The following is a 25,354-nucleotide window of genomic DNA, read 5'->3' on the forward strand; positions in this document are numbered from 1 at the left end:
TGGGAATGGAAAGCGGACTGAACGAAACGGGCACGAAAGTGGTTAGTTGAAATGAAAGTGCGGTCTGAAAATTCTTGAGGTTGTATGGTTAAGTGACTAAGCGTGCAGGGTGGATGCCTAGGCAGTCAGAGGCGAAGAAGGACGTGCTAATCTGCGAAAAGCGTGGAGGAGTTGATAAGAAGCGCTATCACTCCACGATATCCGAATGGGGAAACCCAGTAGATGAAGAATCTACTATTGTTAACTGAATCCATAGGTTAACAAGGCGAACCGGGAGAACTGAAACATCTCAGTACCCCGAGGAAAAGAAATCAATTGAGATTCCGTAAGTAGCGGCGAGCGAACACGGAGAAGCCGTTAGTGATAGTAAGTGAGTTAGGAGAATGAGTTGGGAAGCTCAATCGCAGAGGGTGATAATCCCGTATCCGAAGGCACAGTTACGGTACTAAGCTAACACTAAGTAGGGCGGGACACGAGAAATCCTGTTTGAAGATGGGGGGACCATCCTCCAAGGCTAAATACTCCTGACTGACCGATAGTGAACCAGTACCGTGAGGGAAAGGCGAAAAGAACCCTGGTGAAGGGAGTGAAATAGAACCTGAAACCCTGTACGTACAAGCAGTGGGAGCCTCTTTAATGGGGTGACTGCGTACCTTTTGTATAATGGGTCAGCGACTTATATTGTGTAGCGAGGTTAACCGAATAGGGGAGCCGAAGGGAAACCGAGTCTTAACTGGGCGAAGAGTTGCACGATATAGACCCGAAACCCGGTGATCTAGCCATGGGCAGGTTGAAGGTTGGGTAACACTAACTGGAGGACCGAACCGACTACTGTTGAAAAAGTAGCGGATGACTTGTGGCTGGGGGTGAAAGGCCAATCAAACCGGGAGATAGCTGGTTCTCCCCGAAATCTATTTAGGTAGAGCCTTAGACGAATACCTTCGGGGGTAGAGCACTGTTTCGGCTAGGGGGTCATCCCGACTTACCAACCCGATGCAAACTGCGAATACCGAAGAGTAATATCTAGGAGACACACGGCGGGTGCTAACGTTCGTCGTGAAGAGGGAAACAACCCAGACCGCCAGCTAAGGTCCCAAAGTCTATGTTAAGTGGGAAACGAAGTGGGAAGGCTTAGACAGCTAGGATGTTGGCTTAGAAGCAGCCATCATTTAAAGAAAGCGTAATAGCTCACTAGTCGAGTCGGCCTGCGCGGAAGATGTAACGGGGCTAAAACATAGCACCGAAGCTGCGGCATTCAGATGACAGATTTCAGATGTCAGGAGACAGTATGGCAATCAAGTTTGAAGATTTGAAGGTGTTTCAACGCGCTTATAAAGTGTCGTTGGAAATTCATCAAGCGAGCTTGGATTTTCCTAAGATAGAGCAATATGCGTTAGGAGACCAAGTTAGACGGGCAAGCAAAAGCATTTGTGCAAATTTAGCCGAAGGTTTTGCAAGGCAACGTACTAAAGCGGATTTAAATCGATTTCTTAGCATGGCAATAGGCAGTGCTGATGAAATGCGAGTTTGGTTAAGATACTGTTATGACTTGAAATATGTAGATGAACAAGATTGGCAAAGATGGCGTAATGAATACGAAGAAATTGCGAAGATGTTACAAGGTTTTGGTAAAACACCGAAACCTGACGTCTGAAATCTGTCATCTGATTGGGTAGGGGAGCGTTGTGTAAGCGGAAGAAGGTGGCTCGAGAGGGCTGCTGGACGTATCACAAGTGCGAATGCTGACATAAGTAACGATAAAGGGGGTGAAAAACCCCCTCGCCGGAAGACCAAGGGTTCCTGTCCAACGTTAATCGGGGCAGGGTGAGTCGGCCCCTAAGGCGAGGCTGAAGAGCGTAGTCGATGGGAAACGGGTTAATATTCCCGTACTTGTGATAAGAGCGATGTGGGGACGGAGCAGGTTAGGTTATCCGGGTGACGGAAGTCCCGGTCCAAGCGTGTAGGATGGATGATTAGGCAAATCCGGTCATCTAAATCAGAGGCGTGACGGGGAGACTCCACGGAGTCGAAGTAACCGATACCACACTTCCAGGAAAAGCCGCTAAGCTTATCTTATCATAAACCGTACTGAAAACCGACACAGGTGGTCAGGTAGAGAATACTCAGGCGCTTGAGAGAACTCGGGTGAAGGAACTAGGCAAAATAGCACCGTAACTTCGGGAGAAGGTGCGCTGACGGTAATTGAAGTCCTTAACGGATGGAGGTGAAGTCAGTCGAAGTGACCAGCTGGCTGCAACTGTTTATTAAAAACACAGCACTCTGCAAACACGAAAGTGGACGTATAGGGTGTGACGCCTGCCCGGTGCTGGAAGGTTAATTGATGATGTGAGAGCATTTGATCGAAGCCCCAGTAAACGGCGGCCGTAACTATAACGGTCCTAAGGTAGCGAAATTCCTTGTCGGGTAAGTTCCGACCTGCACGAATGGCGTAATGATGGCCAGGCTGTCTCCACCCGAGACTCAGTGAAATTGAAATCGCCGTGAAGATGCGGTGTACCCGCGGCTAGACGGAAAGACCCCGTGAACCTTTACTATAGCTTGACACTGAACATTGAATTTTGATGTGTAGGATAGGTGGGAGACAGAGAAGTATTAACGCCAGTTAATATGGAGTCGTTGTTGAAATACCACCCTTTAAGGTTTGATGTTCTAACACAGACTGCGGCACGCGGTCGTGGACAGTGTCTGGTGGGTAGTTTGACTGGGGCGGTCTCCTCCCAAAGCGTAACGGAGGAGTACGAAGGTTTGCTAATCACGGTCGGACATCGTGAGGTTAGTACAATGGTATAAGCAAGCTTGACTGCGAGACGGACATGTCGAGCAGGTGCGAAAGCAGGTCATAGTGATCCGGTGGTTCTGAATGGAAGGGCCATCGCTCAACGGATAAAAGGTACTCCGGGGATAACAGGCTGATACCGCCCAAGAGTTCATATCGACGGCGGTGTTTGGCACCTCGATGTCGGCTCATCACATCCTGGGGCTGAAGTAGGTCCCAAGGGTATGGCTGTTCGCCATTTAAAGTGGTACGCGAGCTGGGTTTAGAACGTCGTGAGACAGTTCGGTCCCTATCTGCCGTGGGCGTTGGAAAATTGAAAGGGGCTGCTCCTAGTACGAGAGGACCGGAGTGGACGCACCGCTGGTGTTCCCGTTGTTTCGCCAGAAGCATTGCGGGGTAGCTATGTGCGGAAGAGATAAGTGCTGAAAGCATCTAAGCACGAAACTTGCCTTGAGATGAGTTTTCCCAGTCTATAAGACTGTAAGGGTTGTTTAAGACGAAGACGTAGATAGGCGGGGTGTGTAAGTGTAGTGATACATTGAGCTAACCCGTACTAATTGCCCGAGAGGCTTAACCATACAACGCTCAAGGGTTTTACCCAAAAGCCGAGAGAAAGTTGTAAGAAAAGACAAGAGACGAAAGAGCGAAGTAAGAAGCTCGAGTAGGGCTCGAGGAGTTTGAATCAGATTAGCTTGTGACCGAATAGGAATAACAGCGAAAGAAACGCTGAAAGAATAAAAAATAGAGAACAAAACAAAGTAAGAAGAAGCAAAAACAATCAAGCCGAATTATTCCGGCGGCGATAGTGCGGTAGCACCACCTGATTCCATGCCGAACTCAGAAGTGAAATGCCGTAACGCCGATGGTAGTGTGGGGTCTCCCCATGTGAGAGTAGGACACCGCCGGATATTATATTAGAGAAGCAGAGCCCCTTGTAGCGATACAAGGGGTTTTTGTTTTGGGCGAAAAAAATCCTAAGACAAGAAAGCTAAGCAATACGAAGAAATACCCGTGCGGTTTGCAGTGAAGTTCAATGAGAAAAGTATGGCAACAGGCTGGATTTTGGTAATAATCAGCCTGAAAGTGCGGTCAAGCGCTCTTTGAAGAAAGATAGGTTCGTTATTTATATTTTTTACAGATATAAAAAACCACCTCGAATTGAGGTGGAAAGGGAAAGTAAAAAGGCAGGTCTTACTTCTTAGAAATATTATCAATAAAAGTTTTGCGCGGAGAGGATAATCCCAGCTTTTCGGCTTCATTCACCAGATTCATTGCTCTGTCAATATCGTTTTGTTTTAAGGCATTGCGAATGGCCGTATTGAAATAGCGCTCGGTTTCTTTTTCTACCGGCTTAGTTAATGTTGTGCCAGCAGCTTTGGCGGTGTTACCGATAGTTTGCGGCGTTGTAGACTTATCTTTGAAAGACGGCATTTGCATACCGATAAATTGCGCACTTTGTTTGCCGTCGACACGGATTTGAATTTTACCGTTACGGCTGTGTTGCGCCCGTAAATCGTCAATTGCCGGCGGCTGGTTGCCTCTGGCTTTGGCGTAAAGTTTTGCCGGGTGGGGAATCGAAGTACTGCCTTGCAAATCGTCAGCTGCGGTATAAACCAGCAGATAAATATAATCCTGATTCGGCGTCGGGGTTAGGTTGAGTTCGGTACTCAAGCGATTTGCTTGCAAACCGCTCTCGTGCTGCAATTTAAACACGGATGAAGGGTAAGTTGCGGCTAAATTGTAATTGGCATCTAACACCGCAACTGTCGGGACGAACAGCGCTTGATTGTCGATGGCGAAACTACTGATGGTAATATTTAACGTGCCTTGATTTGCCGGCAGGCGGTAAGCGGCAATCGGGCTGTGGATCGCCGCGATTGGTTGCTCATTTTCCGATAAAGTGGTGTCGGTTTGCTGTGATAAGCCGATATCTTGCCATGGCAGTTGGGCGGCTGTCTGCGCGTTGATATTCAATTGCGCGGCGTAACCAAAGGAAGCGCAAATCAGCCCAAGCGCCAGCAGTATCGATTTAATTGGCTTTTTCATATTAACCTCATAAAAACAAAAGTAAAAAGACCGCACTTTATCGTGGTTGCTTGTCGAGCCGCGTGACAAAGTGCGGTTTGGCGATTACCACCAAGCTTCGAATTGCACGCCATATACCAATTCATGATCGCTGGCTTTCCCGTATTTGCTCGGGTTTGTGGTTCGATCGCCGAATTTGTCATTCCAATCTGCGTAAGTGGCGAAGACCCGGATTGCCGGACGCGCCCAAATGCTGTCGCCGGCTTGCCATTGTTGGGCCAAGGTGACTTTTTTCAGATCGTTCTTTTTGCCGCTGGCTTGATCTTTGACGCGGTCATAACCCAGTTCGACCAAGGTGCTCATGGTATCATTCCATTTATACATCGGGCGAATACCGGCGGAGTACCAGGTATTACCTTGATTATTATCCAGATCGGTTTTTTGATAAATCAAGGCGTACATGGTTTCGACACGATCACTGAGTTTAACCACCCCTTGATTGATCAAGCGCAGCATATGCCCGTTGTTATTCACCGAAGCGCCTTGTGAGTGACCGGTATTCCAAGAGGTCATGGAATCGGTTGCATATTGCACGGTGAATTTGTTAAAACCGCCGAAGAACTCGTTTTGCGTATGTTCGGCGGTCAGCATATAGCCGCGTTTGCTCGCACCGTCGGCAAATTTTACGCCGTCTTTGGTATGGGCATTACCAAAATCGACCCCGAACTCCAATTTACCGTTTTTATTGACATTTAAATCGGCTAAACGGACATCAAAGACATCATTGTAAACGTTCTTATTTTTATTGGTTTCCCACTTTTTGCTGATCTCGTTATATTCCCAAGAATAGGCGCCGGCCGGTTCGGTATTACGCGTCACCGCCAGAGACAATTTCCCGAAGCCCAGATCGATATTTTCCACCCCTGCACCGGGGCCTGAAATATCCCAATAGTAGAAGTCATTCATATGCACATCGTGGCGCTGATAGAAACGTTTACCGGCCCAAAGCGTTGCCCCGGGTAACGAATCGGCAAAGTTTTTAAACTGTACGTTGACTTCGCGCAATGCCGGGCTGGTTGATTCCCAGTCTACCTGTTGATTCACCGAATAGGCGACGTTGGTATCCAAATAGATACTTTTTTCCCCTTGATTGAATAACGCTTGCCCCAATTTGAATTCGGTATAGGTTTCGGCTTCGTTACCCAAACGGTATTTGGCCGGAGCACCGGTGGCTTTAAATGCGCTTTGTTCACCGCCGCCTGCCGTCCAGCCGATACCGGAACGGGCATAGCCGTGGAAATCGACCGCACTTGCTGTACCGGCAAGTAAGGTGCTGCCGATAACAATCGCGAGAAGGGTTTTTTTACTGTTCATAATGTTGGCCTCTTTTATTGGTTAAAATTACTACATTTTTCATTTGCTTATCGTCACCGAAGCGGATAAGCCGGGTTTTACAGACAAAAATATCCCGTCCGAATATTGATAAAATAGTCGGAATATTTAAATTTTTTAATAAAAACAATAGGTTGGTTAAGCTATACGCCTATCTCTCGATGTAGCCGCCGGCAAGCGTTGCCATCTTCTTTAAACAGGTGGCAGCGCTCGGGCACAATGCCGATATCCATCACTTGCCCTTCTTCGGCTAGTACCACATCGTTTTGCCGGTAAACCAGTGTCGGCTGTTTGATTTCGGGAATTTCCAGATGAATTTGGGTCTCATTGCCTAACAGTTCGACCACGGTGACAATGCCTTTTAATTTAACTTCAGCTTGCGCCGCCGGAATCAAGTGTTCGGGACGCACGCCCAACGACAGATTTTCGCCCACTTTCACGCCGTCACCGGCGACCGGAATCCAAAAACGATGGTGATTGGCGTCCGGCAATTCGATTTGCACCCGCGCTTGCTCCACCGCAGTGGTTTTCACCGGCAGAAAATTCATTTTCGGCGAACCGATAAAACCGGCGACAAAGCGGTTGGCCGGATAGTGGTAAAGCTCCAACGGCTTGCCCACTTGTGCGATTCCGCCTGCATTCAACACCACAATTTTATCCGCCAAGGTCATGGCTTCGATTTGATCATGGGTAACATAAATCATCGTGCGGTTGAGTTTTTTGTGTAATTTTGAAATTTCCACCCGCATTTGCACCCGCAATGCGGCATCGAGATTGGAGAGCGGTTCGTCCAACAGAAAAACTTGCGGCTGTGAGACCAATGTCCGCCCGATGGCGACCCGTTGGCGTTGACCGCCGGACAGGGCTTTCGGTTTGCGATCCAACAAATGCGCCAGTTGCAAAATTTCAGCGACTTGGTTAACCCGTTTATTGCGCTCCTCTTTTTTAACACCGGCAAGTTTTAAGCCGAACGACATATTTTCCGCCACGTCCAAGTGCGGATAGAGGGCGTAAGATTGGAACACCATGCCGATTCCGCGTTTTGCCGGCGGCACATCGTTCATCAACGTGTCGCCGATATACAGTTCGCCGGAGGTAATGTCTTCCAAGCCGGCAATCATGCGCAATAAGGTGGATTTACCACAGCCGGAGGGGCCTACGAATACGACGAATTCGCCTTCTTCAATTTCCAAATTAATATCTTTGGAGATATGGATATCGCCATAAGATTTGTATATTTTACGTAAAGAAAGACTCGACATAATTTTCCCCTGTAAGCCTTACGGCGTTTTCACCGCTGTTTATCCCTTGATAACTCAATATGATTAAAATTTTATGGTGGCCAGTATGCAGCGATAATGCAAGAAAAAAATCCTCCTTCGGCCGTTTTTTTAAGGGGGAGATGAAAAATAACGCAAAATCGTAAAATATTTTTTATGCCCCGATATTGTGATCAGGATCTTGTTTATCATGTTATTTTTTGTGATCATTATCGCAAAAACCAGGATTTGTGTGATCAAGATCACCGTTTGCCAGCGCGGGGAGGAGTGTGGGGGATGATGTCATTTTAGCCGTAAAAAGGGCATTATTGGCGACAACTAGGATGTCAAACACAATACTTTTGTTATTACTTAAATTTAAATTAAGGACAGTCGATATGAAAAATAAATTTTTAACACTCACCCTAAGTGCGGTTGCGGCGTTGGTGGTTTCCGGCGGCAGCATGGCAAAACTGGAAGCGGGCAAGCTGGTCATTTGGATCAACGGCGATAAGGGCTATGACGGATTGGCGGAAGTCGGTAAAAAATTTGAAGCGGACACCGGCATTCCGGTGTTGGTCGAACATCCGGATAAATTGGAAGAGAAATATCCGCAAGTGGCGTCGACCGGTGACGGCCCGGATATCGTCTTTTGGGCACACGACCGTTTCGGCGGCTATGCGCAATCCGGCTTGTTGAGCGAATTGCACCCGAGTCAGGAGTTTAAAGACAAATTCGTGTCTTTTGCTTGGGACGCGGAAAGTTACAACGGGAAAATCATCGGCTATCCGGTGGCGATTGAAGCCTTATCATTGATTTATAACAAAGATTTAGTGGCGAAAGCGCCGCAAACCTGGGAAGAGGTCGTCGAGCTGGACGCCAAATTGAAAAAAGAGGGCAAAAATGCAGTCATGTGGAATCTGGCGGAACCGTATTTCACTTGGCCGATTATTGCCGCTGACGGCGGTTATGCATTTAAATACACCAATAACCAATATGATGTGAACGATATCGGTGTCAATAACGAAGGTTCGTTGCGCGGTTTGCAATTTGTTGTCGATATGGTGAAAAATAAGATTATCAATGCCGATACCGATTATGCGATCGCCGAAGCCTCGTTTAATAAAGGGCAAACGGCGTTGACGATTAACGGCCCGTGGTCATGGGGCAACATTGAAAAGAGCGGTATCAATTACGGCGTAGCCGTGTTGCCGACCTTGAATGGTCAGCCGTCCAAACCGTTTGTCGGGGTGTTGAGCGCCGGGATCAACGCCGCCAGCCCGAATCAGGATTTGGCGGTCGAATTTTTAGAAAACTACCTGCTGACCGATGAAGGCTTGGATATGGTCAACAAAGACAAGCCGTTGGGTGCGGTGGCGCTGAAATCTTATCAGCAACAACTGGCAAAAGACAGCCGCATTGCCGCCACCATGCAAAATGCGGAAAACGGCGAAATCATGCCGAATGTACCGCAAATGGCTGCATTCTGGTATGCGGAGCGCAGTGCGATTATCAATGCGGTGAATCAGCGCCAAAGCGTGAAAGAAGCGCTGGATGACGCCGCCGCCCGTATCAAGGCGCAATAATCGGTTTCAACCGCACTTTATCTGCCGTCGGCGAACGCCGTGAGGTAAAAGTGCGGTCTCTTTTTTCGGATAGGCGGTTTTATGCAACAAACGACCACACAATCTCTTTGGTCGCTGACGGATACGTCTGCGGCGGCCAAATACCTTAAATGGGGACTAATCGCCCTGGTACTGCTGCTCGATTTTTATCTGGTTTCGGTGATGTATCTGCAGGGCGAGATCCTGTTTGCCATTCTCACCCTGATTGTGATCAGCTCCGGCATCTATGTTTTCGCCAACCGGAAAACTTACGCTTGGCGCTATGTTTATCCGGGCATTATGGGCATGGGGATTTTCATTCTGTTTCCGCTGGTCTGCACCATTGTGATTGCATTTACCAATTACAGCGGCACCAACCAGCTTGCCTTTGAAAGAGCGGTCAGCGTGCTGTCGCAACAGCGTTATTTTTCAGGCGAGAAATACAATTTCAAGTTGTTCGCACAGCCGGACAACCGGTGGCAAATCGAAGTGACCTCGCCGCAGGGCGCAAGCTACCTGTCCGATGAGTTTGCGTTGGGGGCGGAAACGATCGCGTTAAACGCCGAAAGTGCGGTCAGCGCACAGCCTGCCGTGCCGCTTAAAACCGTGATTGAACATCGTAATGCGTTGCAACAAAGCCGTTTGATTCTGCCGGACGGCAACGAATTGAGCATGAGTTCGCTGCGCCAGTTTGCCCAACAGAGCCAGCGCTATCAGTATAACGACGAAAACGAAGAGCTGGTTAATCTGGAAAACGGCAAGCGTTATAAAGCCAATAACGAGATCGGTTTTTTCCAACGGATTGATACGCAAGGCAATTGGCAAAGCGAAACGCTGGAGCCGGGTTATACCGTCAGCACCGGCTGGGGCAATTTCGTTAAAATTTTTACCGACGACGGCATTCAAAAACCGTTTATCCAGATTTTTATCTGGACGGTGCTGTTTTCGCTGCTGACCGTGTTGTTTACCGTGGTGATCGGCATGGTGCTGGCGTGCGTGGTGCAGTGGGAACCGTTGCGCGGCAAAGGCGTTTACCGTCTGCTGCTGATTTTGCCTTATGCCGTGCCGGCGTTTATCTCCATTTTGATTTTCAAAGGGTTGTTTAACCAAAGTTTCGGCGAAATCAACTTGATTTTAAACCAATTGTTCGGTATCCGTCCGGAGTGGTTCAATAGCCCGACGTTAGCCAAAGTGATGATTATTATCGTCAATACTTGGCTGGGTTATCCGTATATGATGATTTTGTGTATGGGCTTGCTGAAAGCGATTCCGCAAGATTTATACGAAGCGTCGGCAATGGACGGCGCCAGCACTTGGCAAAATTTCAGCAAAATCACCGTACCGTTGCTGATCAAACCGCTGACGCCACTGATGATTGCCTCGTTTGCGTTTAATTTCAATAACTTTGTGTTGATCCAACTGTTGACTAACGGGCGTCCGGATATGATCGGCACGTCCACGCCGGCAGGGCACACCGACTTATTGGTCAGCTACACCTACCGTATCGCCTTTGAAGGCAGCGGCGCACAAGATTTCGGTTTGGCGGCGGCGATCGCGACGATTATCTTCCTGTTGGTCGGCGGGCTGGCACTGCTCAATTTGAAAGCCACCAAGTTAAAACTGGATTAGGAGAAAAAATATGGCAATGGTGCAACCGAAATCAATGCGCTACCGTTTGTGGGCAACCCATCTGTTGTTAATTGGCTTTTTGGCGCTGATCCTGTTTCCGTTATTGATGGTGATCGGTATTTCGCTGCGGCCGGGCAATTTGGCGCTCGGCGATCTGATCCCGCAGCAAATCTCGTGGGAGCATTGGCGCTTGGCGTTAGGCATGGAAGTGATCAATGCCGACGGCTCAATCACCAAGCCGCCGTTTCCGGTGCTGTTGTGGCTGTGGAATTCAATTAAAATCGCCGGAATTAGTGCGATCGGGATTGTGGCGCTGTCCACCACTTGCGCTTACGCTTTCGCCCGCATGAAATTCAAAGGTAAAAAGACCATTTTGCAGGGGATGTTGATTTTCCAAATGTTTCCGGCGGTGCTGTCGCTGGTGGCGCTGTATGCCTTGTTCGACCGCTTGGGAATGTATGTGCCGTTTTTGGGCTTGAACACGCACGGCGGCGTGATTTTCGCCTATCTCGGCGGCATTGCGTTGCATGTGTGGACGATTAAAGGTTATTTCGAAACCATCGACGGTTCGCTGGAAGAAGCCGCCGCACTGGACGGCGCTACGCCGTGGCAGGCATTCCGCTTGGTGTTGCTGCCGCTGTCGGTACCGATTTTGGCGGTGGTGTTTATTCTGTCGTTTATCGCCGCCATCACTGAATTTCCGGTGGCGTCGCTGTTGCTGCGCGATGTCAACAGCTACACGTTGGCGGTCGGCATGCAGCAATATCTCTATCCGCAAAACTACCTGTGGGGCGATTTCGCCGCCGCGGCGGTGCTGTCGGCAATCCCGATCACCGTGGTTTTCCTGCTGGCGCAGCGCTGGCTGGTCGGCGGCTTGACCGCCGGTGGGGTGAAAGGCTAAATTTTATTGCGTTGAGGCAACCGCACTTTTACCGATTACCGGCAAAGTGCGGTTTAGGCTCAATTGGAATACCCCATCAACGTCAACAAACGGCGGGTATATTCAATCGATTCGGCGCGGTTGTTGACGCCGATTTTTTGATACAGGTTGCGGATATGGGTTTTGATGGTGGTCGGGGCGACTTGCAGCTCGCTGGAAATCTGTTCGTTGCTGTAGCCGGAATAGATTAAGCCCAGCACCTGCCACTCCCGTTGGGTCAACGGGCTGATACGCAACAACTCCGGCACTTGCGGATTTTGCAGCAATTTTTCGACGAAGGTTTCGTCAAAATGGGCGAATTTATGCCGGTAGTGCTGGTTGATACTGCGCAGGATAAATTGCGCTTTGTGGGTCAGCAGTTCATCGAGAATATTCAGTTGCAGCAGTTGGCGCAGCTGCTGCGCCATAATTTCGCCCTCGATCACAAAAATACTGATAAAGTTGGTCTGTTTACTGATTTCCAACGCCTCCAACAAACTTTTTTGCGCCTCGACGAATTTGCCTTGCAGAAAACAGACACGGTTATGCAGCACCAGATCTTTGTTTAATTCGCTGATAAAATTATAAGTTCTGGCAGTGCTGATCAGTTTTTCGCTGAGGAGTAACGCGTCGTCGTATTGCTGCAAGATAATGTTGGCACGCACGATATTGCGCCATTGGCGGTGGGAAAAGTGATTGGTGTCCTGCGCCGGTTTGTCGCTTTGCAGCAGCCAAGAGCGGGTTTGCTGCACTTCGTCTTTCATCTGCCAATACAACAATTCCGCTTCGTTATGGTGCGACAGCCAGTCGTTGTGATAATGGTGGGTTTGCAGCAGGCTGCGTTGACGGCGTAAAATCCGTTCGGCGTTGTCCAAATTGCCGCGCGTAATCGAAATTTTCGCCAATAAGGACAGGCACTGCAATTTATCCGCTTCGTCCGCCAACACCTGCAAGCCGGCTTCCGCCATGGTTTCGGCTTTATCCAGCGAATACCACTCCCATAAAATATGCCCTTTCAGACGCAGTAAAAACTCATACATCGGCAGTTTTTGCAGGTGCTGTTTTTTCACTAACAACGTGGCTTTGTCCAAAATATCATAGGCGGTTTGCAGAAAGCCTTGCGCCAGCAGAATCTCCGCCTGCTGCAACAGCGACCATAAAATATGGTGGTACGCCTGATTTTGCTGCGCCAGTTTTTCCGCCTCGCGCATCATTTTCAAGGCTTGGTTCAGCTGCCCGCGACAATGTTGTGCTTCGCCGATCACGGCGGTGGCGACGATATGGGCATACTGCTTTTCTTGCGGCAGGTGCTGTAACGCGGTGGTGGCAAGCTGAAGTGCGGTGTGATCATCGCCGGCGTTAATCGCCACCTGCGCGCGCAGGGCGTCGAACTCCGCCTGCAGCGGCTGGTCGACCGCAATTTGCTGTTGTTGTACCGCGACGGCGAATTTTTTCAGCAAACCGCCGACTTCATGGTGTTTGTGCTGGCTTTGCAGCAGCCAAGCCTTGAGCAGCACCAGACGCGGATAGATCGCCAGCTGTTGCAACTGAACCGCACTTAGGCTCTCCTCCAGTAATTTCAGCTCGCCTTGATGATAGAGTTGCCAGCCGATTTGTTGCAGCATTGCCAACAGCGTATCTTGTTGTTGCAACTGCATGGCGTGATACAGCGCTTCGGTGGAATAACCGATTTCCAGCCAAGCGTCGGCGGCCTGTTGATGTAAACGCTGCAATTCGTTTTGCAGCTCCAGCTCGCGGAAATGCTCTAAAAAAGAGGCGAACAACGGGTGAAAACGCCACCATTGTTCTTGTTGATCGATATTGATCGGATAGACGAACAAGCCCTGTTTCACCAACTGATCCAAGCGTTGGCGGCTGTCGGACAAACCGGTGATTTTTTCGACCAGAAATTCGTTCATCGAGCGCAGCAGCGAACAGCGCAATAAAAACAGGCGGGTGTCGGCAGCGAGATTGCGAAACACCTCGTCGTTTAGGTATTCGCTGATATGGTTGCTGTTGATTTTGGTGATCGATTTTGCCGCTTCGTGCAACGAGGTATTATGCTGGCGGGCGTATAAATTGACTAACTGAAGTGCGGTCGGCCAGCCTTCGACTTGATCGCAAAGCTGGTTAACCTCGTGTTGCGACAGTGATTCCTCACCTCGGTCAAGAAAAAACTGGCGGCTCTCTTCGTGGGTGAACGGCAATTGGGTGATGTCCAACTCCAACAGCAGCTCCTGCACGCGCAGATTGGCGATATTCAGCGGCGGCATGGTGCGTGAAATCAGAATCAGGGTCATATTTTGCGGCTGGTGCTTAATCCAAAATTTTAGCCCTTCGTGAATTTCATTGTTATCAATCAAGTGATAGTCATCAATCACCACAAAAAAGTGCGGTTTGAACTGGTTGCTTTCGACTAATAATCGGCTCAACGCCGCCAAAAAATTGGTTTGCGCCGGATTGGCGGCGGTACTGCCGCTTTCCTGATGGGTCGCCCGTGCCAACGCCGCACGGAAATAGGCGATAAAACGTTCGCTCTCATTGTCGCTTTCGTCCAATGCATACCAACCGATATGCGGTTGGGTTTCCGCCCATTGCGATAACAGCGTGGTTTTGCCGTAACCGGCCGGCGCGTTAATCAGTACTAACGGATAGTGGCAGGCTTTTTCCAAGAGCGTCAGCAAACGGGAGCGGACAACGATATGCTGTAAACGTGACGAATGACTGAGTTTTGACGGAATAAGCATGATTTTTCCTGCAAATATGATAAGAATAGGCTAATGATAAGAGCTATTGGCGAGGCATACAAGCGCTAACCGTTTACGCCCCGATTATCCTCCCATAAAGATTGCAACAAGGAGGAGTAAAAATCATCGGGTTATTGCATAATGGTGCCAAATCATTCGGTTACATTTATTCAAATATCAGGAGACAATTTCATGTCAGCGACACAAACCCTTCCGTTCGACAGTCAGCAATTTGACTTGGCGATTAAAAAACAATGCCGTTATTTAAACGTCGAAAATCCGCAGCAACTCAGCCTGCAACAGTGGTACCAAGCGGTGTCGCAGGCGGTGCTGGATTTATCCTATGCCGACAGCAAGCCGCTGGTGTCGGATCTGCGCCATGTTAATTACCTGTCGATGGAATTTTTAATCGGGCGGCTGAGCGGCAATAATCTGCTGAATTTGGGTTGGTATGAGCAAGTGCGGTCATACCTGAAACAATACCAAATCGAGTTGAGCGATCTGTTGGAAGAGGAACGCGATCCGGCATTGGGCAACGGCGGTTTGGGGCGGTTGGCGGCGTGTTATCTGGATTCGATGGCGGCGATTGGGCAACCGGCGACCGGCTACGGCTTGCATTACCAATACGGCTTATTTAAACAGTCATTCAACGACGGCAAACAAGCGGAAGAGGGCGACGATTGGGCGCGCAATCACTATCCGTGGCAGACTTACAACAGCGGCAAAAGCTGTATGATTGGTTTCGGCGGCAAAAGTGAACGCTTGCAGGGCGATCAATACCAATGGACACCGGCGCTGTTGATTCAGGGCAAAGCCTATGATTTGCCGGTGTTCGGTTATAACAACGGCGTGGTGCAACCGCTGCGCTTGTGGCAGGCAGACAATGAACAGCAGTTCGATCTTGCCGATTTCAACGACGGCAAATTCCTGAAGGCGGAAAAACAGGTGGTGGCTGCCGCCGCCTTGACCAAAGTGTTGTATCCGAACGATAACCATCAAAACGGGCAAAAATTACGTTTAATGCAGCAATATTTCCATTGCGCCTGTTCGGTGGCGGACATTTTGGATCGCCATTTCAGCGCCGGTTACAGCCTGCAACAACTGCCGGAAAAGCAGATTATCCAACTGAACGACACCCACCCGACCCTTGCTATTCCGGAATTAATGCGGCTGTTATTAGATAAATACCAGCTTTCGTGGGACGAGGCGTGGGCGATTTGCAACCGCACTTTTGCCTATACCAACCACACATTGTTGCCGGAAGCATTGGAACAGTGGGATCAGCGCCTGTTTAAACGCCTGCTGCCACGCCATTTCCAAATTGTGGATAAAATCAACGCAATTTTTCAACAACAAGTGATGGCGCAATTCGGCGAAAATGCCGAAATTTGGCAGAAAGTGGCGATTTTGTATGATTATCGCGTCAGAATGGCGAATTTGTGCGTGGTCGCCTGTTTTGCGGTCAACGGCGTGGCGCAAATCCATTCCGATTTAATCGTCAGTGATCTGTTCCCTGAATACCATCAACTGTTCCCGAACAAATTCCGCAACGTCACCAACGGTATCACCCCGCGTCGCTGGATTCGTTTAGCCAACCCGAACTTGGCGAATTTGTTAGACCGCACTTTGGACGGCGACTGGACACGGGATCTGTCTTTGATTAGCGGGGTGGAAAAACAGGTCAACGACAGCGGTTTCCGTGAGGAGTACCGACGAATCAAACAGGGCAACAAGCAGGTTTTGGCGGAGGAGATCGAACGCAGCTTAGGCTTGCGGGTCAATTGCGAGGCGATTTTTGATATTCAAATCAAACGTTTCCATGAATATAAACGCCAGCACCTGAATTTGTTAAACATCATTCACAGCTATCAGCTGTTGAAAGATAACCCGAATATGGACTACACCCCGCGGCTGTTCGTGTTCGCAGGCAAAGCGGCGCCGGGCTACTATTTGGCGAAAAATATTATCCACGCCATCAACAACGTGGCGCAGCTGATCAACAACGACAAAAGCGTGAAAGACAAGCTGCAAGTGGCGTTTTTGCCGGATTACCGTGTCAGTCTGGCGGAAAAAATCATTCCGGCGGCGGACGTGTCCGAGCAGATTTCGATGGCGGGCAAAGAGGCTTCCGGCACGGGCAATATGAAATTGTCACTCAACGGTGCGCTCACCCTCGGCACGCTCGACGGCGCCAATGTGGAGATTGCCGAAATGGTCGGCGAAGAGAATATCTTTATTTTCGGGCATACGGTCGAGAGCGTGCGTGCGCTGTTGCAAGCCGGTTACCACCCGAAAGCGGTGTATAAAACCAATCCGGCGCTGAAAAGAGCGGTCGATTTTCTGACCAAGAAAAACGTATGCGGCGGCGACAAGCAGCAGTTCCGTTTAATGCTCGAAAGCCTGCTCGAACGTGATCCGTTCTTGGTGTTTGCCGATTTTGACAGCTATGTTTCGGCGCAGCAGGAAGTCGGTTTGCGTTATCTCGATCAAGAGGCTTGGCTGACCAGTGCGATTTTGAACACCGCACGGTTGGGGGCGTTCAGTTCGGATCGCTCGATTAGGGATTATCAGCAACGGATTTGGTTAAAGAAATAGGAAGTGCGGTATGACGGATAAAGTAGAACAGGCATTTGCCAACGCCGGTATTCAGCGTTATTTTTTCAATGAACACGGCTTGCGCAGTTATGCGTCAAGTGCGGTAAAAAGCCAGATTTTGGCTGCGTTTGACGGCAAAATTCCGCAAAATATGCCGAAAAACCTGTTGCCGCCGGTGAAGGTGTTTTACCATAACAGCCCGGCTTATTTGCGGCTGAATGTGCATAACGGGCAGCGTTATCACGGCGAATGGCAATTGCAGTTAGAAAACGGCGAATGCGTACAAGGCAAAATCAAACGGAATGCCCTGAATTTGCCGCGCGATTTGCCGCTCGGTTATCATCGATTAAGCTTAAAGTGCGGTCGGCACGCCGCTGCGGCGACGATTATCGTTGCGCCGCGCCAATGCTACCAACCGCCTGAAATCCAAGCCAAGCAAAAGTTGTGGGGCAGTTGCGTGCAGCTTTACACCCTGAAATCGGAAAGCAATTGGGGCGTCGGCGACTTCGGCGATTTACGGCAATTTTTAGCCGAATTCCGGCAAAACGGCGGCGATTTTATCGGCTTGAACCCGATTCACGCCCTGTTCCCGGCAAATCCCGAGGGGGCAAGCCCGTACAGCCCGTCGTCACGCAACTGGTTGAATATTATTTATATCGATGTGGCGAACCTGCCGGAGTTTCAGCAAAGTGCGGCGGCGCAACGCTGGTTTCAATCGGAAGCCGTACAACAGCAATTGACGCAGTTACGCAAGGCGGATTGGATTGATTACAGCGCCGTAATGGCGTTGAAATTGCACGGCTTGCAGCTTGCGTTTGCCCAGTTTGAACAACACACCCCTGAACAACACACCATAAGCGAGCGGCAACAACAGTTCCAAGCCTTTGTGCAACAAGGCGGTGAAAGTTTGCAAGTGCAAGCCACCTTTGACGCGTTGCACGCCGATTTGAGCGCCCGTTTTGCCGAGCAGTGGGGGTGGGATTGTTGGGCGGCGGAATATCAGGATTATCACGCCGCTGCGGTCGCCGATTTCCAACGCGAACATGAAGACGAAGTGCGGTTTTACGCGTGGTTGCAATGGTGTGCCGCCGAACAGCTTGAGGCATGCTATCAATTCTGCCGCCAACAAAACATGCCGATCGGTTTGTATCGTGATTTGGCGGTGGGCGTGACTCCGAACGGCGCGGAAACGTGGCTGGATAAATCGTTGTTCTGTTTAACGGTCTCGATCGGCGCACCGCCGGACATTTTAGGGCCGCAAGGGCAAAATTGGGGCTTGGCGCCGATGAATCCGCATGTGTTGCAACAGCAGGCGTACCGCCCGTTTATCGAGATGATCCGCGCCAATATGCAAAGCTGCGGTGCGCTACGCATTGATCACATCATGTGCCTGTTGCGGCTGTGGTGGGTGAAGCGTGGCGACAGCGCCAAAAACGGCGCTTATGTGGCGTATCCGGTGGACGACTTGATTGCGATTTTGGCGTTGGAAAGCCAACGACAACAATGCATGATTATCGGTGAAGATTTGGGGACAGTGCCGAAAGCGATTATCAGCAAGCTGAAAAACGCCGCTATTTTTTCCTATAAAATTTTCTATTTTGAATTTGATCAAAAAGGGCAGAGCCGTGCGTTGGCGGAGTATCCGTATCAGGCGATGACCACCTTGAGCACCCACGATCTGCCGACCGTCAACGGTTACTGGCGCGGTCACGATTTTGAGTTGGGGCAGCAGTATGACGTCTATCCCGATCCGAAAATCTTGGCAATTTTACAACGGGATCGAGTCAATGCCAAAGCCAAGATTTTACAGCGTCTGCGTGAAGCCGAGATTGCCATTCCCGAGGGGGTGGACGAGAGTTTGCACTCCGCCTGCCCGTTGGCGTTCAACCACGAGTTGCAACGCTATGTGGCGGCGGTCAACAGCGCCCTGTTCGGCTTGCAGCCGGAAGACTGGCTCGGCATGACCGAACCGGTCAATATCCCCGGCACCAGCACCCAATACCCGAACTGGCGCAGACGCTTGAACCGCACTTTAGATCAAATTTTTGCGGATCCGCAAGTGCGGCAGTTGTTGCGGGATGTGGCGGAGATACGGAAGGAGCGCTAACAAAATAAGCTATTCCCCGATGAATAAATTTACATCGGGGATTGGGGTAAAATAAACCAATTTAGACCATCACTAAATTGAAGTTTCGCTGTTGCATTTCTTGCTGTTGTACCGCACTTAGCGCGCTGTCGGTAACGATATCGGTGAGTTCGTTTAAATGTGTCGCACAAAAGAAAGAATATTTTCCGTATTTACTGCTGTCGGCGACCAGCACTTTGCGCTTTGCGTTCTGTACCAAGCATTTTTTCAAAAACGCTTTTTCCTCGGTGGGGGCGGTAATGCCTTTTTCCATGCTCCAGGAATTACAGCTGACAAAAGCGAGATCCGGATAAATTTTTTGTAAGCTTTCTTGACCATAGTTGCCGATACAGGATTGGCTGCTGTTATCCACTCTGCCGCCGGTGACGATAATTTCGATTTGCTTGTATTCCGATAACAGCAGGGCAATGTGTAAGTCGGTGGTGACCACCCGCAACGGCATATGGGCGATTTTCTTGGCGATACACAGGGTTGTGGTGCCGGCATCCAGCACGATAGAGTCGCCGGGAGAAATCAGCGACATAGCATATTCGGCAATTCTTTCTTTTTCCAAAATTTGTTTGGCGAGTTTTTCGTTAGTTGTTGGTTGGAAAGGAATGAATTGATTCAGGCTCACGCCACCGTGAGTACGGAGAATAGTCCCTTCTTCACTGAGTTTAATCAGATCGCGACGAATCGTCGCCGGGGAAGAATCTGTGACTTTGACCAATTGCTCGACAGTCGCAATATTATGATTTTTAAGAAATAATATTATTTTTTCCGCTCTTTCTTTTGGCATAATACATTCCTGAATGTTGATTTATAAGGTAAAGATTTATTGTTATAACATTCTAACACCAATGTGTTAGATACAAGATAAAATAATCAACATTTTATAATGATGCTCCGCCACAGATCATTAACTCTTGCCCGGTAATTGCCGCCGCGGACGGTGAAAGAAGATAGTCGACATAATCCGCAACTTCAGAAGGCATAATATAACGACCTATCGGGGGAAGTTTTGGTGCGGAACTTTGGCGATTCGGCTGCTTTAACATTGGGGTATCCGTCGCTCCCGGAGCAATAACATTAACCGTGATACCTTTTGGCGCGAGTTCGGCGGCCCAGCTTCTCGCCATTGCCACTAACGCCGCTTTGGTTGCGGTATATTGTGAGCGGCCCGCCATCCCCTTCGATGTCCGACTGCCAATCAGTACAATTCTGCCGCCTCGGGGTAATTTAGGAAGCAAGGTATTCGCCAATATTTCAGCAACATGGACATGCAGCTGCCATAATTGTCGGCTACGTTCTTCATCCAGTTGACCCAGACCAGCGGCTGTCATGCTGCCGGCGGCATGGATGACGGCATCTACATGTGCAATACCCTGTAAATAGCGTTTTAATGCCGCCGTGTCGTTTAAGTCGATACTCTGAAACAGAAATTCGGCAGGGTAATTTTCACTTGGCGGACGCCGGCTTAACCCGGTGACTCGCCAACCGTTTTGTAGCAGAGACGCCAGAATCGCTTTACCGATTCCGGAGCTGACGCCGGTAACAACCGCATGTTTTTTAGTATGCATTGCGCTACCCCGGCATTTTTGCAGGAATTTTAAATACGGCTTTCCTGACCTTGCCCGGTTGGTTCACCATACAGAGCGCCTGATGGGCTTCACCCGGCAAAAATACCGCAAAATCTCCGGCCGTCAAATGGATCGCTTGTGTTAGTTTTGGCTGCGTAAGAATAAAGAAATCGGGCTTTTTTTCCTCTTTTTCTTCGGCTAAGCAGTCGAGCAGGGAATAGTGAATAATTTCCTCGCCTTGCAACACAATTTGTATATCGGCATAGCGTTGATGTAATTCGGTATGCCGTGATTCTCTTGGGCTGGTTTCAGAGACATTGATAGTATAAAACCATTCTGCACCATCAGGTTGGTATCTGCCGTCGGGTTTGGCGGATAATGCATTTAAAGATAGCCCGGGATTCGCCAATAACGTGGTTAAAATGCCGGGTAGCCCGGCACTGTGTAATGAATTCAGGTTGCCACCGATCATAATAGATTCTCCTGATAAATACGCGCTAGAGCGTATTTATCCGTACGTATTTGATTGCTTGCCGGAAATAGGTATAGCTAATATGCAAAACACCGTCTTTACCTTGGATAATACTCGGATAGGAAAATTCCCGATTGAGTTTTTCCTGTGAGTTGTTGGTCATGCAATAGCCGTCGCCTTCGTCCAGATTTCTGACAATAATCCAGTTTTCGCCGTTATCTTTTGAAATAGCCAACGTCATCGGCGCACGCGGCGCACCCCAGAAAGCGGCTTTCCCTTGCGGGGAAACCGCACTTTGCCCGGTGTTTTCGGTTAATCCGTCATCTTCGTCTTCAATTTCATCATACAGTGAAAGACGTCTTTCCGAAGCATTTAATGCACTGGAATTATTAAAAACCAATGCGAGATCGCCGTTTTTTAATGTGGTTGCCTGAATAGACGAATTATTATTGGGAAGTGCGGTCGGCTCCGGCGATGACCAGCTATTACCGCCGTCGGATGAGATACTTTTATAGATATAATCTGCCCAACGGCTACGGAACAGAGCGATTAATGAGCCGTTTTTTAACGGCGTGATATTCATATGCACGCAGCCTACACTGTCCGGCACCAGTACATCGCGCCAGGTTTTTCCTTTATCAGAGGAAATTTTTACCGCACTATAGTCATTATTGCCAACCCATTTTTCTCCAGGCTGAGTGACGCAGTAGAAAACCGGCAGAAGCCAATCACCATTTACCAGCACGGTGATTGGCTGACGAATAAATGTGCCGGGTTTATCCAATAAAACCGCAATCTCGCCCCAGGTTTCACCGAAATCAGTCGATTGGCGATAACGGACTATGGCGGTATCCTGATTGCCCGATTTTTGGGCCGTCCATAGTAACCATAATACATTATCCGGATCGAGAAAGAGGAGCGGATTTTGCTCTGATCTTGATGTATCATTGGATAATTGTTGCGGTTTTGTCCATTGTTGGCTGTTTTTCGGTAAGCGGGAAAGAAAGATAGAAATATCCGCAATCCCCTCTTGCGTGCCGCCAAACCATGTACACAGCAAATCGCCATTTGGCAACTCAAATAAATTCGAAGCATGGTTTTGCGGACATTGCACCGGGATTATGGCGGTAGCGACATCGGGATTGCTACCGTATTCAATCAGTCCATTGGCAACGACGGTTTCTGTTGTTTGGTTCATATTCATTATTCCTTTACGCTTTTGCTACAAATAAATTAAGCAACTACTGGTTTTTTAGGCACGGCACTTTTCCAACACCAAAGTATCATGCCGAAAGCAAACAGCAGGCAGGTATACCAAAGTGCGGTACCGGAATTATCCAACACAATACCTAAGCTGATGGCCAAGAAGATTATGCGTTCAACCATATTCAGATTTTTCTTCATCCAACCTTGCAGGAAAATTGCCCAACATAGGGTAGCAACCAGCATTCCGAAGAAGGCGATTAAAATCATACCAATACTGCCTTGCCAGAGTACAACCGGATCGGTAATAAAGCTGAATGGGATTAGGAAAATCACGAGGGCATAAGAAAATGCGATCATACCGGTTTTGGACGAGTTACTATTGGCAATTGCCGCCGCGGCATAGGAACAGAGTGCGACAGGCGGCGTTACCATGGAAAGGACGCAGTAATACATTATAAACATATTGGCAGCCAAGCGATCGACGCCCAAATCGATTAACGCCGGTGCAAAGATTATCGCACCGATAATATAAGCGGCGACGGTTGGTAACCCCATGCCCATGATAATACAGCCAAAGATGACCATAATCAGTGATAAGTATAAATTGCCGGTACCGACTTCGCTTAAGATTTCAACAAACTTAAACGCGAGATTGGATTGGGTTGCCACGACCATGATGATACCGACCGAAGCCAATGGAACGGAAACCCAAGCCATCTGTTTTGCCGTATCAATAATTATCGGATAGATGGTTTTCAGACTATAACGGGTACTTTTACGTAATAACGGGGCTAATAGCGCAACGATGGAACCGACAAAGGCGGCATATGGTGCAGAATACCCGGCGATTAGCGCAATGATGAGTAATAGCGGTGAAATCAATAAGTGGATTCTTGGTAAGATCGGTTCGATTTTTAGTTCTTTGATGGAGATATTACCGACGCCGCTTTTTCTGGCTCGGAGGTCAACCATTACAAATAATGCAAAATAAAATGCCACGGCGGGAATTAAGCCGGCGGCAGCGATTTCCACATAAGGAATGCCTAGCATATCGGACATGACAAAAGCGGCAATCCCCATGATTGGCGGCATTAATTGTCCGCCGGTAGAGGCTATGGCTTCGGTTGCCGCCGCTTGCTCTTTGCTATAGCCGGAACGGGTCATAATCGGGATTGTTAGTACTCCGGTTGAGGTGGTATTGGCAACGGCGGAGCCGCTGACCATACCAAATAAGGCGGAGCCCAATAATGACATTTTGGCAGCACCGCCTTGTAGCGGCGCCGTTGCTTTCATTGCTAAATCAATGAAGACACTGCCGCCGCCGGTCATGGTGAATACACAGCCGAACATCACAAAGTAAAACACAAAGTTAATCGCAGTGCTGGCAGTGATACCGAATAAACCTTCGGTTTGCATGCTGATTAATTCTGTCATGGTATCAAGAGAAAATCCTTCGAAAGCCGTCCATCCCGGGAAATAGGGTCCAAAATACCCATAAAGTACGAAAATAATCACGACGGATAACAGTGAGAAACCTACTGAACGTCTTACCGCTTCGAATAACATCGCTAAACCGGCAACAAAAGCGAATTTATCCGCGAATAAAACATCATCGATCATTTCTAAACGGGATTCCAATCTTGGAATTGAAATATAGTAGTGGTAACAAATGTATAATGTTAACCCGATACAAATTAAATCAATTGCCCGCCCTAAATATTGGTTTTGTTTTAATTCCAATGGTCTGAAACAAAAAACTAAAGCAGTCGCCATATACACATGGATACTGGCAGCCGCCAATGGTGACATTGGCACAAAGAATTGCTGCAATAAAAATGTGATATAGAAAATCCCAAGGATGGAAGCTAATATCTTCAAAAAGAGATCATATTTCATATTGATACCTATAGATTAAAAAATGCTTATTTGATCCAACCTTGCTCACGGAAATATTTTGCGGCGCCCGGGTGTAATTCGAACCAAGCAGCATTTTGCGCGATTAATTCCGGTTTCCAATAATTCAACGGAGCATGAGCCTCTTTAAGTTGCTGTTGTTTTTCCACCAAAGCCTTGGTTACGTTATAAACAGTATCATCGGCAACACTGGCGTTGGTAATAAATACTGTTGCGCTGACCGGATTGATATAATCCTGTTCTTGCCCTTTATAGGTGCCGCTTGGCATGGTGCCGGTCGGCAATCCGACTTCAGCCAAGGCGTCCAATACATTTTGTGGAAATGGAATATATACGACATCATTTGTCAGGGTCATTTCGGTCAAATTCGGGTGCATGGCAGGCACATTATCGATGTAGACATCAATCGTATTGTCTCTTAGCATTTGGCTGGTTTGTCCGCTGCTGATTTGAACGACCTTACCTTTGGCTTTCATACTTTCAAAGTCTGTGCCCAGCGCTTTGAAAATAAAATCGGCAATGATCGGCACTTGGGAACCGGTCGGTTTGGTTGCAATGACCACTTTATCGGCATTGATAATTTTTTCTAAAGTATCATTACCGGTTTGTTCAACCCATGATTTGCGTGCAACAATGATGGTATAGGCCTCTTGCATATTGCCAAAAACCAAGCGTTGATCTTTATTTTGCTTGTCTTTATAGAGGTCGGTTAACCCGTCTCTCGCCCAAACAATTGCATTTGAGGTTGCGAATCCGAAATCGGCTTTTTTATCGTTAACTACCACCGGATTGGTCATGCCGCCCCCACGAGGAATTAACTTGATTTTATATTCATTATTGGTCGCTTCAGGCACTAAACGATTAAATGAGGTGCCATAGGTGTACCAGCCATTGCCCGGTGGTTGGGAGATGATGGTGGATTCAACACTGGCTTGGGCAACGCCGGTAAAGAACAGAGCGGTTAAGGCAATTTTTAGTGAATGTTTCAGTTTTAACATGGTCTGTATCCTCTAAATAAAATTAACTAAAAAAGTTGCGGGTAAAGTAATTGATTAAGAAAGGCGAAGTTTTTTCGAGTGAGCCCCCTTTT

Annotated in this window: 15 protein-coding genes and 2 rRNA genes; 7 read left to right on the forward strand and 10 right to left on the reverse strand. The window is 48.6% G+C overall.

The window, feature by feature from the left end; translation table 11 throughout:
- The first annotated feature begins 86 nt into the window (after nucleotides 1–86).
- Together ACWA50_RS03860 and rrf are read left to right on the forward strand one after the other, a co-directional pair.
- A 23S ribosomal RNA gene (locus ACWA50_RS03860) occupies nucleotides 87–3,375 on the forward strand.
- Between the two features lie 214 nt (nucleotides 3,376–3,589).
- Nucleotides 3,590–3,705, forward strand: a 5S ribosomal RNA gene (gene rrf / locus ACWA50_RS03865).
- Between the two features lie 283 nt (nucleotides 3,706–3,988).
- Here the strand turns inward: rrf and malM are convergent.
- The 3 genes from malM to malK all read right to left on the reverse strand — a co-directional run bounded on the left by malM (nucleotide 3,989) and on the right by malK (nucleotide 7,476).
- The gene (gene malM / locus ACWA50_RS03870; protein ID WP_431054004.1) at nucleotides 3,989–4,843 is read right to left on the reverse strand and encodes a maltose operon protein MalM; all 855 of its coding nucleotides are present in this window, start codon (nucleotides 4,841–4,843) and stop codon (nucleotides 3,989–3,991) included.
- An 84-nt stretch (nucleotides 4,844–4,927) separates the two neighbouring features.
- Nucleotides 4,928–6,196, reverse strand: a complete 1,269-nt coding sequence (locus ACWA50_RS03875) for a maltoporin (RefSeq protein ID WP_431054005.1) — start codon at nucleotides 6,194–6,196, stop codon at nucleotides 4,928–4,930.
- A 161-nt stretch (nucleotides 6,197–6,357) separates the two neighbouring features.
- On the reverse strand, nucleotides 6,358–7,476 hold the full coding sequence (gene malK / locus ACWA50_RS03880) for a maltose/maltodextrin ABC transporter ATP-binding protein MalK (RefSeq protein ID WP_431054006.1): 1,119 nt from the start codon (nucleotides 7,474–7,476) through the stop codon (nucleotides 6,358–6,360).
- A 395-nt stretch (nucleotides 7,477–7,871) separates the two neighbouring features.
- Between malK and malE the strand changes: the two genes are divergently transcribed.
- The 3 genes from malE to malG all read left to right on the forward strand — a co-directional run bounded on the left by malE (nucleotide 7,872) and on the right by malG (nucleotide 11,607).
- Nucleotides 7,872–9,059, forward strand: a complete 1,188-nt coding sequence (malE, locus tag ACWA50_RS03885; RefSeq protein ID WP_431054007.1) for a maltose/maltodextrin ABC transporter substrate-binding protein MalE — start codon at nucleotides 7,872–7,874, stop codon at nucleotides 9,057–9,059.
- Between the two features lie 81 nt (nucleotides 9,060–9,140).
- Nucleotides 9,141–10,706 (forward strand): maltose ABC transporter permease MalF, encoded by a 1,566-nt coding sequence (malF, locus tag ACWA50_RS03890; protein WP_431054008.1) that lies wholly within the window; start codon nucleotides 9,141–9,143, stop codon nucleotides 10,704–10,706.
- A gap of 10 nt (nucleotides 10,707–10,716) precedes the next feature.
- A complete protein-coding gene (malG, locus tag ACWA50_RS03895; RefSeq protein ID WP_431054009.1) occupies nucleotides 10,717–11,607 on the forward strand; it encodes a maltose ABC transporter permease MalG in 891 nt (296 codons plus the stop codon).
- Nucleotides 11,608–11,666: 59 nt separating this feature from the next.
- Here malG and malT read toward each other — a convergent pair whose 3' ends face one another.
- The gene (malT, locus tag ACWA50_RS03900; protein WP_431054010.1) at nucleotides 11,667–14,372 is read right to left on the reverse strand and encodes an HTH-type transcriptional regulator MalT; all 2,706 of its coding nucleotides are present in this window, start codon (nucleotides 14,370–14,372) and stop codon (nucleotides 11,667–11,669) included.
- A 192-nt stretch (nucleotides 14,373–14,564) separates the two neighbouring features.
- Between malT and malP the strand changes: the two genes are divergently transcribed.
- Together malP and malQ are read left to right on the forward strand one after the other, a co-directional pair.
- Nucleotides 14,565–16,967, forward strand: a complete 2,403-nt coding sequence (malP, locus tag ACWA50_RS03905; RefSeq protein ID WP_431054011.1) for a maltodextrin phosphorylase — start codon at nucleotides 14,565–14,567, stop codon at nucleotides 16,965–16,967.
- 10 nt (nucleotides 16,968–16,977) lie between these two features.
- Nucleotides 16,978–19,074, forward strand: coding sequence for a 4-alpha-glucanotransferase (gene malQ / locus ACWA50_RS03910; RefSeq protein WP_431054012.1), 2,097 nt, complete (start codon nucleotides 16,978–16,980; stop codon nucleotides 19,072–19,074).
- Nucleotides 19,075–19,135: 61 nt separating this feature from the next.
- On the opposite strand, the gene ACWA50_RS03915 is transcribed toward malQ, so the two are convergent.
- The 6 genes from ACWA50_RS03915 to ACWA50_RS03940 all read right to left on the reverse strand — a co-directional run bounded on the left by ACWA50_RS03915 (nucleotide 19,136) and on the right by ACWA50_RS03940 (nucleotide 25,262).
- Complete coding sequence (locus ACWA50_RS03915; protein WP_431054013.1) at nucleotides 19,136–19,891, reverse strand: DeoR/GlpR family DNA-binding transcription regulator; 756 nt, start codon at nucleotides 19,889–19,891, stop codon at nucleotides 19,136–19,138.
- A gap of 94 nt (nucleotides 19,892–19,985) precedes the next feature.
- Nucleotides 19,986–20,672: an SDR family NAD(P)-dependent oxidoreductase gene (locus ACWA50_RS03920; RefSeq protein WP_431054014.1), complete on the reverse strand. Its 687-nt coding sequence runs from the start codon at nucleotides 20,670–20,672 to the stop codon at nucleotides 19,986–19,988.
- Nucleotides 20,673–20,676: 4 nt separating this feature from the next.
- Nucleotides 20,677–21,144, reverse strand: coding sequence for a YhcH/YjgK/YiaL family protein (locus ACWA50_RS03925; RefSeq protein WP_449343115.1), 468 nt, complete (start codon nucleotides 21,142–21,144; stop codon nucleotides 20,677–20,679).
- Between the two features lie 25 nt (nucleotides 21,145–21,169).
- The gene (locus tag ACWA50_RS03930; RefSeq protein ID WP_431054016.1) at nucleotides 21,170–22,342 is read right to left on the reverse strand and encodes a sialidase family protein; all 1,173 of its coding nucleotides are present in this window, start codon (nucleotides 22,340–22,342) and stop codon (nucleotides 21,170–21,172) included.
- A gap of 35 nt (nucleotides 22,343–22,377) precedes the next feature.
- Nucleotides 22,378–24,246, reverse strand: coding sequence for a TRAP transporter permease (locus ACWA50_RS03935; RefSeq protein ID WP_431054017.1), 1,869 nt, complete (start codon nucleotides 24,244–24,246; stop codon nucleotides 22,378–22,380).
- Between the two features lie 26 nt (nucleotides 24,247–24,272).
- Nucleotides 24,273–25,262 (reverse strand): TAXI family TRAP transporter solute-binding subunit, encoded by a 990-nt coding sequence (locus ACWA50_RS03940; RefSeq protein WP_431054018.1) that lies wholly within the window; start codon nucleotides 25,260–25,262, stop codon nucleotides 24,273–24,275.
- Between the last annotated feature and the right edge of the window lie 92 nt (nucleotides 25,263–25,354).

It is taken from the genome of Testudinibacter sp. P17/SS/0325 (assembly GCF_053570765.1).

Coding starts and splice junctions, on each gene's coding strand:
- ACWA50_RS03875 (WP_431054005.1), bottom strand. CDS start 6,196: ATGAACAGTAAAAAAACCCTTCTCGCGATTGTTATCGGCAGCACCTTA.
- malQ (WP_431054012.1), top strand. CDS start 16,978: ATGACGGATAAAGTAGAACAGGCATTTGCCAACGCCGGTATTCAGCGT.
- malE (WP_431054007.1), top strand. CDS start 7,872: ATGAAAAATAAATTTTTAACACTCACCCTAAGTGCGGTTGCGGCGTTG.
- ACWA50_RS03940 (WP_431054018.1), bottom strand. CDS start 25,262: ATGTTAAAACTGAAACATTCACTAAAAATTGCCTTAACCGCTCTGTTC.
- malF (WP_431054008.1), top strand. CDS start 9,141: ATGCAACAAACGACCACACAATCTCTTTGGTCGCTGACGGATACGTCT.
- ACWA50_RS03915 (WP_431054013.1), bottom strand. CDS start 19,891: ATGCCAAAAGAAAGAGCGGAAAAAATAATATTATTTCTTAAAAATCAT.
- ACWA50_RS03920 (WP_431054014.1), bottom strand. CDS start 20,672: ATGCATACTAAAAAACATGCGGTTGTTACCGGCGTCAGCTCCGGAATC.
- malM (WP_431054004.1), bottom strand. CDS start 4,843: ATGAAAAAGCCAATTAAATCGATACTGCTGGCGCTTGGGCTGATTTGC.
- malT (WP_431054010.1), bottom strand. CDS start 14,372: ATGCTTATTCCGTCAAAACTCAGTCATTCGTCACGTTTACAGCATATC.
- ACWA50_RS03935 (WP_431054017.1), bottom strand. CDS start 24,246: ATGAAATATGATCTCTTTTTGAAGATATTAGCTTCCATCCTTGGGATT.
- malG (WP_431054009.1), top strand. CDS start 10,717: ATGGCAATGGTGCAACCGAAATCAATGCGCTACCGTTTGTGGGCAACC.
- malK (WP_431054006.1), bottom strand. CDS start 7,476: ATGTCGAGTCTTTCTTTACGTAAAATATACAAATCTTATGGCGATATC.
- malP (WP_431054011.1), top strand. CDS start 14,565: ATGTCAGCGACACAAACCCTTCCGTTCGACAGTCAGCAATTTGACTTG.
- ACWA50_RS03930 (WP_431054016.1), bottom strand. CDS start 22,342: ATGAACCAAACAACAGAAACCGTCGTTGCCAATGGACTGATTGAATAC.
- ACWA50_RS03925 (WP_449343115.1), bottom strand. CDS start 21,144: ATGATCGGTGGCAACCTGAATTCATTACACAGTGCCGGGCTACCCGGC.